The 12,801-nt window shown below is 42.9% G+C and carries 8 protein-coding genes; 6 read left to right on the plus strand and 2 right to left on the minus strand.

All coding sequences use genetic code 11. From position 1 onward, the window contains the following. Nucleotides 1–14: 14 nt before the first annotated feature. From BMX11_RS22210 to BMX11_RS22235, 6 genes are all read left to right on the plus strand, one after another. Nucleotides 15–1,709 carry a RagB/SusD family nutrient uptake outer membrane protein gene (locus BMX11_RS22210; RefSeq protein WP_090889091.1) on the plus strand — a complete coding sequence of 565 codons (1,695 nt, stop codon included), beginning with the start codon at nucleotides 15–17 and terminating at the stop codon, nucleotides 1,707–1,709. Between the two features lie 185 nt (nucleotides 1,710–1,894). After that, on the plus strand, nucleotides 1,895–3,757 hold the full coding sequence (locus tag BMX11_RS22215) for a hypothetical protein (protein WP_090889094.1): 1,863 nt from the start codon (nucleotides 1,895–1,897) through the stop codon (nucleotides 3,755–3,757). Between the two features lie 31 nt (nucleotides 3,758–3,788). Further along, nucleotides 3,789–5,207 carry a family 43 glycosylhydrolase gene (locus BMX11_RS22220; protein ID WP_090889098.1) on the plus strand — a complete coding sequence of 473 codons (1,419 nt, stop codon included), beginning with the start codon at nucleotides 3,789–3,791 and terminating at the stop codon, nucleotides 5,205–5,207. 248 nt (nucleotides 5,208–5,455) lie between these two features. Further along, a complete protein-coding gene (locus BMX11_RS22225; RefSeq protein ID WP_175474647.1) occupies nucleotides 5,456–8,296 on the plus strand; it encodes a glycosyl hydrolase 115 family protein in 2,841 nt (946 codons plus the stop codon). Nucleotides 8,297–8,384: 88 nt separating this feature from the next. After that, on the plus strand, nucleotides 8,385–10,088 hold the full coding sequence (locus BMX11_RS22230) for a GH39 family glycosyl hydrolase (RefSeq protein WP_090889161.1): 1,704 nt from the start codon (nucleotides 8,385–8,387) through the stop codon (nucleotides 10,086–10,088). A 133-nt stretch (nucleotides 10,089–10,221) separates the two neighbouring features. Continuing rightward, complete coding sequence (locus BMX11_RS22235; protein WP_245738742.1) at nucleotides 10,222–11,436, plus strand: family 43 glycosylhydrolase; 1,215 nt, start codon at nucleotides 10,222–10,224, stop codon at nucleotides 11,434–11,436. Between the two features lie 655 nt (nucleotides 11,437–12,091). Here the strand turns inward: BMX11_RS22235 and BMX11_RS22240 are convergent. After that, on the minus strand, nucleotides 12,092–12,514 hold the full coding sequence (locus tag BMX11_RS22240; RefSeq protein ID WP_090889151.1) for a TlpA family protein disulfide reductase: 423 nt from the start codon (nucleotides 12,512–12,514) through the stop codon (nucleotides 12,092–12,094). Between the two features lie 87 nt (nucleotides 12,515–12,601). Continuing rightward, the coding region (locus tag BMX11_RS22245; RefSeq protein ID WP_175474649.1) for an ATP-binding protein at nucleotides 12,602–12,801 on the minus strand (200 nt) is incomplete at its 5' end.

Below are 12,801 nucleotides of genomic sequence, written 5' to 3' on the forward strand. Positions count from 1 at the left end.
ATTGACTCATTATTATGAAAAAGATATTTTATTTATTGATCACACTTCTGTTGATCAGTACAGCCTCATGTAAAAAATACCTTCAGGAAGAAAACCTGAGCGGTATCACCGCTCAAAACTATTACAAGGACGCAAAAGGTTTCGAATCATTGGTAAATGCTTGTTATGCATCTTTGAAACCAATCTATAGCACAAATCCTGCGCTATTTGAATGGGGAACAGATTTAACTACCCGTGGGGAAAGCGAGCTGGTCAGCGGTGTTTCAAATGAGCCTCCAGCAATCCAGATTAATGAGTACAGGGCGCTTACCGCTGACAACTCCTATGTCAGCAACTTCTTTACCCGCTCCTACAGTGGTATTCAGATCTGTAATACAGCAATAAACACTGCAGGCAACATTCCGGATTTGACGCCGGCTCAGAAGGATCGCAGGATAGCGGAAGTGAAATTTATTCGCGCCTATTTTTACTATCTTCTGGTGGAAAATTTTGGTGCCATTCCCTTGGTTCAAGAGCAGTTCACTGCTCCGGTTACACGCTTTGAACCAAATACAGAGCAGCAGATATATGAATTCATGATTTCTGAAATCAATGCCGCGCTTCCCAGCCTATCCGTAAATCCGACCCAGGTAGAAACTGGCCGGGTAACGCAGGCAGCTGCAAAGCACTTTCTCTCTTTATTGCACCTGACCAGGGGGTATAAGACATTTGCAGTGAGCACAGACTTCGAAAAATCAGCCCTGTTGGCTGAAGAAGTTATCGCAAATACGTCCTATGCCCTACAGCCAACATTTGCCGAAGTTTTTAGATCAGGCAATGAACGCAACCGCGAGATTGTTTTTGCTGTTCAGTATGAGCCGCTACCAGGCGGAGCCGGAAATGGGCAAAATATTCTTTTTGGATGGAGATTATGGCGTGAAAAAGGCTTTGATGAAACTTCATCACTAAAGGACTATAATCGCCGGAGCTCTGAATTCATGCCTACACAATTTTTATATACCTTATATAATACAACTGCAGATGCCCGTTATGATGTAACCTTTTTGAGCCGTTTTTTTGCGACCAAAGCAGACGTGTTAGGAACCTCTGCCGTTAAAGTCGGCGATTTAAGATTCTTCTTTCCCTATCCCGATCAACCCTTCAGTGCTGCGGATGAAGCAGCGCTAAAAGTAGCTAATCCAAATGTGCAGGTAATCAGGTTTGACCAGTGGAAACAGGCATTTGCTGGCATTGGTGGAGCAGAGAAATTTCCGATGATTAACAAATTTTATGATCCCACTGCCGCCCTTCCGGGAAGTAGTAGTGAAAACCTATACACCGGTTCAAAAGACGTCTTTCTGTTTCGTTTAGCAGAAACCTACCTGATTGCTGCAGAGGCTTATTTTAAAAGCGGTATGCTGGGCAAGTCGGCAGATAAACTCAATGCAGTCAGACAACGCGCAGCAAAATCAGGTCAATCACTCTCCATTACGGCAGCTGAGGTTAACATCGATTTTATTCTGGACGAGCGTGCTCGCGAGCTGGCCGGTGAATACAAAAGATGGTTTGACTTAAAACGTACCCGCAGACTGGAACGTGCATTTAGCCAGAATATTCTGACCAAGAATGCCAATCCCGCTGGCGTTTTGGATAAATATTATCTTCGCCCGATTCCCCAGATATTTATTGACCGGAACACAGGTGGCTATCCACAGAATAATGGATATTGAGAAATTTAATTCCTCACAAAATATAACCGGCGCTATACGTGCCATCCATAAGGTCTTGACTTTGTGACGCCTCAAGATGTCCATGCGTTGGTTGATGCAATTTAGCATTCACTGACGCATCGGGCTTCAATGCTGCTTTTATTCAACTCGCTGATCGCTTAAAAAAAACATATTTGAGCACTATAATGTACGCCCCGAAATATATCAATCGCATAGCCAAAGCGCTGATAATATGGTTTTCTATGATTCCACCCGCGCTTGCGCAGTTAAAACATGCTGCGCATATTATTGACCCTGCCAATCTAAAAGCTGGGCAACGATTAATCCTGATTGATGCTGATGCAAAAGTTATCAATCTAGCAGGGAAATCAACAATGCGGCTTTTTCTTGGGCACAAAGCCGAGCGGGCAAGTGCAGAGTTCTCCTTTCCGCCAGTCGACTTGTCTCAATCGATCGGTATATCCATTACCCTGAAGAACTTTGGGGCAATTCCAGTGGCCATTGAGGCGCAGTGTTCAGATGCTAATAATCACAAACTTACCTTGGCAGATGGCGCCAAATTTTACTATCGGAGCATGATCATACTTGAGCCGGGAGAGACAGATACTTTGTTAATTACCTTAAGCCGATCGGCAGACAGTCTGCCTCCATATATAGGTCGGTACTTTAAGGGAATGTACGGTCTGCCAGGGGGATATGTACGGCGAAAAGAAAATTTAAACCTAAAAAGAATTACCAATATCAGCATCTTTAAAACCCGGTCCCAACAGGATTGCGATATTGGCATCATAGCTATACGCACCACAGGAAATTACAGTCTTCCATCAGCGTTGATGCTCAGCGACTCTTTTTTTCCTTTCTTAGACGAATTTGGGCAGTATCGTTATAAAGAGTGGTCTGGGAAGGTCAAATCCGTCAAAAATATATACGATCAGAAATATACCGAATCAGCGGAATTGCTGCAAAAGCCATCACCACACGGATGGGATAAGTATGGAGGCTGGGGCGATGGTCCCACATTGCATTCCTCGGGACATTTCCGGGTTGAAAAATACCATGGCAAATGGTGGCTTGTAGATCCATTAGGCAAGCTCTTTTGGTCCAATGGCATTAATATTGTCAGTCCTTCGCAGCGGACCCCTACTGTCCAGCGGGAGCATTATTTTACGCACATCCCCCCGGATGGAGATTTTTTGCGGGCCAATCTCATGCGTAAATATGCTCAACCATGGTCAGATCAGCTTCGTGACACCATTGCTATGGTCGCTCATCAAAGGTTGAGAAGCTGGGGAGTAAATACTCTGGCCGCTAATTCAGATCCCTATCTGTATCATTTTAATAAAACTCCCTATACCATTGAAATTAGATCCGGCATCTCCAATCCGCTTCCTGACAGTATTGATCGGCAGGAACTGCGCAGGGTATTTGCTCAAAAACTCAGTCGCCAGGACATTGCCCTTGCCGTCAATGATCCATGGTGTATTGGATTTTTTGTCGACAACGAAATCGGGTGGCCCCTAAAAAATGCGGAGAAAGCGATAAATGATTACTTTAGTACGATACAGCAAGTGCTTGATTCGGTGGCTCCCAATAAGCTTTATCTAGGCTGCCGCATTAATAGTCCAAACTTCAGCCTAATCGCTTTCAAAGCTGCAGCAAAATATTGCGATGTGATCAGTATCAACCATTACGACTATAATGTTTCAGATTTTAATCAAACCGATGGAATGGATCGGCCGATTATCATCGGGGAATACCATTTCGGTGCGCTCGATAGGGGATTACCCCATCCAGGGCTGCGTGCAGTATCCAACCAGACCCAACGCGGTAGAGTATATGCGCACTTTCTTAATCAGGCTATTAAAGATGCCCGGTTTGTCGGCGCACACTGGTTTCAATATAGTGATCAGGTGTATTCTGCCAGAAATGATGGAGAAAATTACCAGATTGGTTTTGTGGATATCTGCGATAGGCCATATCCAGAAATGATCAATGCCGCAAGAAACATATCAGCCACGATGTATAACCGTCGGTTAAAGGATTATTAATCAAAATATTTTTTGACCTAAAGCAGAAAAAATGAAAAGTAATATCAATAGAATAATGCAGGTGATTTTAGTTCTTGCCCTGTGGTTGCCTTTTACTACCAGCGCACAGCCGCGTTACAAATATCAGGCGATCCATTCAGGTGTTCCACTCGTTGATGATAAAGGCAACACCTTGAGCGCTCACGGCGCCTGTATCATAAAAGAGGGTAGAAGGTATTATCTGTTTGGAGAGAAACATTCAGACACCAGCAATGCTTTTGAAGGTTTTAACTGTTATTCTTCTGCTGATCTGATCAGCTGGAAATTTGAGCGTCTGGCACTTCCCAGGCAAACATCAGGAAAACTTGGCCCTAAGCGAATCGGTGAACGCGCTAAAGTCATGAAGAGCCCAGAAACGGGTGAATATGTGATGTTCATGCATGTAGATACTTTGGGTTATACCGATCAGTTTATCGGCTATGCCACATCTTCATCTATTACAGGCCCTTACCAGTTTCGGGGTCCGTTGTTGTTTAACGGACAGGCGATTCGCAAATGGGATATGGGAACTTTCCAGGACCATGACGGCTCAGGGTATCTGCTGATTCATGGAGGAGAGATATACAAACTCAGTGCTGACTATAAAAGTATTGTTAAAAAGGTCAACGGGAACATGACGCCGGGGTTTGAATCGCCTGCCATGTTAAAAAAGGACAATGTTTATTATTTTTTGGGCTCAGATTTGACCAGCTGGGAACGGAATGACAATTACTATTATACATCAAATAAACTCAGCGGTCCATGGATCAAAAAAGGGTTTTTCTCACCCCCCGGAACCCTAACCTGGAATTCCCAGACCACTTTCGTCTTACCAATCATAAGCGCCAAAGATACTATGTTTATGTTCATGGGTGACCGATGGTCCTATCCGAAGCAGGCCAGTGCAGCTACTTATGTCTGGCAACCTTTAAGTTTTATCGATACAAACCTGTCGATGTCAGAATGGTATGATAGCTGGAGAATAAGCCCTAACGGCAAGTTTGTTCCATATAAAATCATCGGAGACACGATTTTTAATAGTGATCATCACCGGATCCGATATAAGGGGGAATGGCAGCTGACTAATGATCATATTCCATTAAGTACTTCAGCGGTCAAAGGCAACTCCTTTACAGTCAGCTTTGAAGGTACACAAGCTGCCCTTTATAGTTTATCCAGTCCTTCCGGAGGGTACGTTAACATTGAGCTCATCGATGCAAAAGGGAAAGTATTGCTGTCAAATCTCGTGGATAATTATAGTAAGTATACAAATTCGTCAGTTAAATACATCACTCCTTTGCTTAAAAAGGGAAAATACACATTGTCTGTAATGATCACAGGCGAGAAAAGTAATTGGTCAGACAAAAGAAAAAATCTATATGGAAGTACTGGTACATCTTTCTCTTTCGATAAGCTTATCATTAAGCGCTGAAAAAGAAATATACGGTATTACTGTTTTTAAAAGACCTGATTTTTCACTGTAATTATTTTTAAGCACATCAGATATCAGTGGATTAGCGCAAACAGAAAATAACAATGAACCATGCTAAAGAAAAAAATAAAATGATGAAATGCTATAACACACGATCCACATCTATTTTATACAACGTTGATCCCATATCTTACTTCGTCGCTGAACCTATTCAATATGAGTTTAAATCATGCATCCAAATTTTAGCTTTGATATTTTTTCTTTTTACATCACAAGTTGCCCTGGCCCAAAAGTTTGAATTTAAGAGTAAGCAAAATGATCTTTCAATCGTGTATGCACCTGATGATCCTAAGCTTAACTCCATTAGTGCCAACCTACTTGCAAATGATATACATGCCGTGTTCGGATATCGGCCAAAGGTTTATGATAACCTGAACAGTGCAAAGGGAAAAGTCATCATAATCGGTACGGCTAATTCCATACTAATTAAGGGATTGACAACAGAACTTTCATCCCTGGACGGTAAATGGGAATCCTATAAGTTAGAAATTCTCAGCAATCCGGTAAAAGGGATTAACCAAGCGATGGTGATAACAGGAAGTGATGTCAGGGGAACTGCTTACGGAGTATTTTCGGTTTCAGAAAAAATTGGGGTGTCGCCATGGTATTGGTGGGCGGATGTAACTCCGGTAAGAAAAAAAAAGCTGCTCATAGATGTCCCGTCTTTTACTTCAGCAGAACCGACAGTAAAATATCGAGGAATTTTTATTAATGATGAAGATTGGGGATTACAACCCTGGGCGGCCAAAACATTTGAACCTGAAACCGGCGACATCGGTCCAAAAACTTATCAAAAGGTTTTTGAGCTCCTCCTTCGTCTTAAAGCAAATCTGATCTGGCCGGCGATGCATCCCAGTACAAAGGCTTTCTACACCTATCCGGGAAATATTGCCATGGCCAGGGACTTTCAAATCATTGTAGGCTCCTCACATGCCGAACCAATGTTAAGAAACAATGTTGGCGAGTGGGATGAAAAAAACATGGGGCATTTCAATTACCTGTCCAACAGGCAAAAAGTGTACGAATATTGGGAGAGCAGGATCAAACAGAGTAGATCCAATAATGTCATCTATACCATGGGCATGAGGGGCATTCACGACGGCGCTATGGAGGGCGTGGAAAGCCCGGAGCGGGCCGTTCCCGTGCTGGAGAATATTATTAAAGACCAACGGACGCTATTGTCCAGGCATGTGAATCCTGATGCTGCTCAGGTACCGCAGGTATTGACGATTTATAAAGAAGTGCTGGACAATTACGAGGCCGGGCTGAAAGTGCCTGAAGATATCACGCTGGTGTGGCCGGATGATAATTATGGATATATTCAAAGACTCAGCAATGAAGATGAACAAAAACGCAAAGGAGGGTCGGGCGTTTACTATCATGCATCTTACTGGGGTCGTCCGCATGATTACCTTTGGTTATCCAGCACTCATCCTGGATTGATCAGAGAAGAAATGACTAAAGCTTACCTCTTAGGCGCACGTAACTTATGGGTGATCAATATCGGGGATATCAAACCAGCGGAATATGACCTGCAGTTATTTACTGACATGGCCTACGATATCACACCCTTTATAAAAGCTAATGATGTAAGGGTGCACCAGCAAAAGTGGCTTGGTCAGATATTTGGACCTGAACTGGCTCCACAGCTGAATGAATTGATGTGGAAATATTATCAACTTGCATTTGAGCGCAGACCGGAGTTTATGGGCTGGAGTCAGACGGAGCCCACCACCCCGACCAAACAGAGCGGTTATAACCACACCGCCTTCGGAGATCAGGGACAGCAAAGAGTTGATGCTTATCTATCGCTGGAGGCGCAGGCCAGTAAATTAAGTAAACATGTGCCTTCAAATCGCAAGGATGCCTGGTATGAACTCATTGAATATCCACTTACTGGCGCATCCCTGATCAACCAAAAGTTTTTGTATGCTGATAAGGCAAATTTATACGCCAGGCAGGGTAGAAAGATAACTGGTTATTTCGAAAACCTATCGCGGGGTGCCTACGAGCGGATACTAAAACTCACTGAAAAATATAACGATACCCTGGCCAATGGAAAATGGAGGCATATGATGTCTATGAATCCCAGAAACCTTCCAGCATATGACCTTCCCAAATTCAGGCCAATCGCCCGACAGCCGGGATTATGGGGCGCTTTACCCGAAGGGGCAACTGAGGTCAAGGACAAGTCCATGCTTCCCCGCTTCGACCAAAACAATAATCAAAAATATTTCATAGACTTATTTCTGTTGCAGTCATCCTCCGCTAAAATCAGCATCACACCCTCTGCCGATTGGATTATTCCCGACCATAAAAAAGTTGAACTTTACGGCAAGGGCCAGTTTAGTCAACAAAGGTTGTGGGTTAGCGTTGACTTTTCAAAAGTTCCCAAGCATTCCACTGAAGGTAGTATAGAAATAAGTGACGGTGCTGTGAGATATCTGATCTATCTGCCATTGAATTATGGTCAGGATATATCACAATCAAGCAAACGCCTGATTTTCGCAAACGATCATCATGTTAGCCTACCTGCTGCAGCATATGCTCGCATTTCTGCGGGGAAAAACGGAACATGGTCACTACTTAATGATTTAGGGTCTACCGGTTCATCTCTGCAGGCGCTGCCACTTGAACCTTTCCTGCCGAAAGCCGCTAAGGATGGTGATCATTTCAACAGCGCTGCATTCATTGAGTATGAATTCCAGACATTTCAGGATACCTCTGCGGTTGTATCTGTTTTTACGTTGCCTACCCATCCCATAAACAAAGCCTTGGGCATGCGCTATGGCTTAAGTATAGATAATGGGCCAATTCAGATTATGAATTTTGAAACGGTGGGAAGGAGCGAGGAGTGGAAAGAAAATGTACTGTCCAATTCTGCCATCAGACAATCGCCAAGGATCTGGATGAAAGCGGGAAAACATACCTTAAAAATTATCAAAATTGACCCAGGTGTAATTCTGGACAGAATTTTCGTTGATCTGGGTTCGCCCGGACTTTACGGGGTGCCCAGTCAGCGGCATTGATCTTTAGCTCATGACATTATCGCCAGTTTTCTTATTTTCTAGCCTGACCGCAAGCCCCATTTTTAAGACTAAAAAACCTTTTAAAACCATGATAAGCAATAAAAGAATTCAATACATCCTGATTTTTTTCCTCTCTGTAATGGTATTGCCTGATTCATTTGCTCAGGATAACAGGCCTAATCCAGCTCAAGTTACCGTCGACTTTTCAAGGCCAGTAGGGCAGATGAGCCCTGTATGGTCATGGTTTGGTTACGATGAGCCAAATTATACTTACATGAAGGATGGAAAAAAACTGCTCTCAGAACTTTCCATGCTAAGTGAGGTGCCGGTATATGTTCGTACACATAATCTTTTGACCACCGGCAACGGACAACCTGCGCTTAAATGGGGATCTACGAATGCATATACAGAGGATGCCAAAGGAAATCCAATCTACAACTGGACAATCATTGACCAGATCTTTGACAGCTATGTGCAAAGAGGGATGAAACCCCTTGCCCAGATTGGTTTTATGCCTGAGGCGATGTCCATCAAGCCAACGCCCTATCAGCACGATTGGAAGCCCGGAGATCCTTTTCGTAAGCTCATCACAGGATGGGCTTACCCGCCCAAAGATTATCATAAATGGGCCGAACTAATTTTTCAGTGGGTAAATCACAGCGTTGTCCGATATGGTAAAAAGGAAGTGGAAAGCTGGTATTGGCAGCTGTGGAATGAACCCTCGGGATATTGGCGCGGAACGATGGAAGAATATTTTAAGCTTTATGATTATACTGCAGATGCAGTAAAACGCGCTCTGCCCACTGCAAAAATAGGGGGGTTGAATATTGCCCAAACGCGCAAGGAAGGTTCCCGAAAATGGATGAAGGCCTTTCTGCAGCATTGTCAAAACGGTACTAACTATGCAACAGGAGAAAAAGGAGCACCCTTGGATTTATTTCTTTTTCACGCAAAAGGAGAACCCAGGTTGAAAAATGGTATGGTTGAAATGGATATGTCCACACAACTCCAAGACATATCCAGTGGATTTGAAATGCTTTCCTCATTTCCTGAATTTAAAAATATATCTATTGTTATTGGAGAGAGTGATCCGGAAGGATGTGCGGCATGTGGAATTGCAACTGATCCTCAGAATGCTTATCGAAACGGAACCATGTTCAGCAGTTATACCGCGGCATCCTTTGCAAGAAAATATCTGCTTGCAGATCAATACGGCATCAATTTTTTAGGGGCAGTCAGCTGGTCATTCGAGTTTGAAAACCAGCCCTGGTTTGCAGGGCTTCGAGATTTGTCAACCAACGGAGTCGATAAACCTGTGCTAAATGTATTTCGCATGTTTGGCAAAATGTCCGGTCAGCGTGTTTGGGTGGATGCAAGTCGAATGAGATCGCTGAGCAATGTCGTGGACAGCAGTGTTCGTACAGGAACCACAGAAATTGGAGCCTTAGCCTCAAAAGATGATAAATCAGCCGGCATCATGCTCTGGAACTATCATGACCTGGACATTCCCGGAGTGGCGGAAAAAGTTAAAGTTCACCTCAAGGGAATTAAGGTAAAAAGAATGACCGTAACTTCATACCTGATTGATAGTAAACATAGTAATTCCTATGCACTATGGAAAAAAATGGGTTCCCCACAAAATCCCAGTACCGCACAAATCAGGTTACTCCAAAAAACAGGTCAACTTGCCCAGTCAGCAACACCGAAAACGATGAATCTCAGGAATGGACAACTGGAGATCGAAATCGATTTGGAAAGGCAGGCAGTGGCATTGCTTCACTTTAAGTGGTGACCATTACGATTACTTTTTATTGTTTAATATTTACTTGCCTCCGATAGCTGAGGCGTTTTGCCGAAAAATTTCCATGAAAATTATTTTTACAATTGCCATCGCAATCTTACTCTCCCTAAATTGTGCAGCCCAAATGGAACAATTTCGGACAGACTCTGTTCTCTTCGAGCTTTTTTATACTTCTAGGGCGAAAGGAGTAAAATTGAATAACATTGATATCGATACGGTCAATTCAGTCATCACCGTTCCGGTTGATCCTGATCTTAAACTTGATAAATTTGACCTTAGAATCACTCCAACTGCGAAGGTTAGCTTCTCGCGTGGAAAACGAAACTTTAATGCTGGACCCGTTGTATACAGGATTTCCATCCAGGGAAAAGGCGAAAAAGAATGGAAGGTTTGTATCAAAAAGTGGGGAAATCCTGTGCTCCCCGGTCTATATGCTGATCCTGACATCATCTATTCACAAAAGACAAAAAGATATCATATTTATCCCACCAGTGATGGATTCACCAATTGGTCAGGAACTTATTTTAAATCCTTCTCTTCCCCTGATCTGGCCAACTGGAGGGATGATGGGGAGGTATTGAATTTGAAGAATGTCAGCTGGGCAAAAGGTAACGCCTGGGCTCCTGCGATTATCGAAAGAAAAATTTCAGGCAAGTATCGCTATTTCTATTATTACTGTGCAGATAAGAAAATTGGGGTGGCAATCGCAGACCATCCGAGTGGTCCCTTCAAAGATATTGGAAAAGCTTTATTGGAAACCAGACCTGAAGGGTTTCTAAAAAAAGGTCAAACCATTGACCCTGATGTTTTTGAGGATCCTGAAACGGGCAAGTTTTATCTGTTCTGGGGAAATGGCTTCATGGCTGGTGCAGAACTCAATGACGACATGATCTCAATTAAAAAAGAGACGGTAAAGGAACTCACACCAAAATCCTATACTGAGGGCACACATGTTTTTTACAGGGACGGGCGCTACTATTTCCTTTGGTCAGAGAACGATACCAGGGATCCCAATTACCGCGTCAGATATGGCACGTCTACTTCACCACTTGGCGGTATTTTATCACCGGAGAATAATATTATCCTAAGCAGGACAGATGAAATCGGAATATATGGTACCGGCCACAATTCTACTATTATGGTGCCTGAAAAAAATGAATGGTATATCCTATATCATCGTTTTACATTTCCTTCTGGAATCCATATGGGCAGAGAGGCAGGCTATAACCGCGAAGTCTGTATGGATACAATGGAGTTTGAAAACGATGGATCGATCAAGATCATTAAGGCCTCCCATCAAGGGATAAAGCCAACTAGCAGTATAACTGAGAAATGGTAAATCACGCTGGAAGATAATATAGAATTTTGCCCCCACTCGGGTAATGATGGTGGGCGGAATATTTGCAAAAAAAAAACTCAAATCTGAATATAGGTTTCAGCATACGCCGATAACATTGATGTCGGGTTTTCCATAATATCGGGTTGACCACGCAGGCCATCCTGTATTTTCCGATGACTACATTTATAAACCTTATTCATATTAGGGAAGAATATAAAAAATCAGGATCTTTTACAATAAAATTAACGTGTGGAGGACGGTACCATCTAAAGATATGGTTGCGCTTGTCAAATCCCCGCTGATCAAAAATTTTATAAATTGTTCCGGTTTTACTGCCACTTTAAACACATCAAATGTATATCTTAAGGGATTTAACCTGAGTAAACAAGACTACAATCTATCATACTATGACGATTCCGTAAGACAACAGCAATGATATAGCCAATGAATGACTGCCGCGTGCTGCAATGATATAATTGTAGGAAATGCAGTTCTCGGAAAACAAGAGCAAACCCGATCAACTTTTAAGGCAACACCAATGGATGATCAGCTCATTGCCGATGATTTGGAGGCATGATTAAGCATCATCCGGGTTAATTAATTGCCCATTGGATATAATCCAATGGAGCAATTTTTAGTTGAGAAAGCGTTAAAACTAAATTTTCGGCCTTTTCGCCAGGTTGATCATTGCAGAAACCTCGGCAACGGCCGCATCATCTCCACCTGAAAAACCCGTTAGCTTAAAGCGGGTATTTCCATCTCCGTCAATAACGAATTTTGCAGGAATGCCCATGACTTTGAAAGCACTTACTGCTGGATTTGATCTTGTATTGGGATCTTTTGCATCCATGTACAAATCCAAGTTGAATTTATTTCCAGTCAGGTATTCTATCGCATCTTTTTGAGGGGTAGCAGATCGCTCCCATGTATGAATAAACAGGAATTTTACCTGATCATCGCCCTTGAACTTATTGACCAATTTTTGCATAGCAGGAAAAGATGCTTTGCAGGGACCGCACCAGGTAGCCCAAAAATCAAGTACTATAGTTTTGATTATTCCGAACAAAGTACACCACATTCCGAGGCATAGTGCACCAGTTTGGTTCTGGCTTTAGCACTAACTTTTAAACCATATCACTTTTGGACAAAGCGATATTCTGTAAACTTAATGATTTTTTTTATTTCTCATGGATTTGCCCGTAAGTGCAATTCTGTGAGCAGATGCTGACAGCCTGTCCATAATTGCATCTGCAAGTGTTGGTTCATCTATAAAGTTGTACCAGTTATCCACCGGGAGCTGTGAGGTTATTATTGTCGCGCCGTTGCCGTATCTATCCTCTAGAATATCGAGTATTGCTATCCTGG

It is taken from the genome of Pedobacter rhizosphaerae (assembly GCF_900111155.1).
GTDB lineage: Bacteria > Bacteroidota > Bacteroidia > Sphingobacteriales > Sphingobacteriaceae > Pedobacter > Pedobacter rhizosphaerae.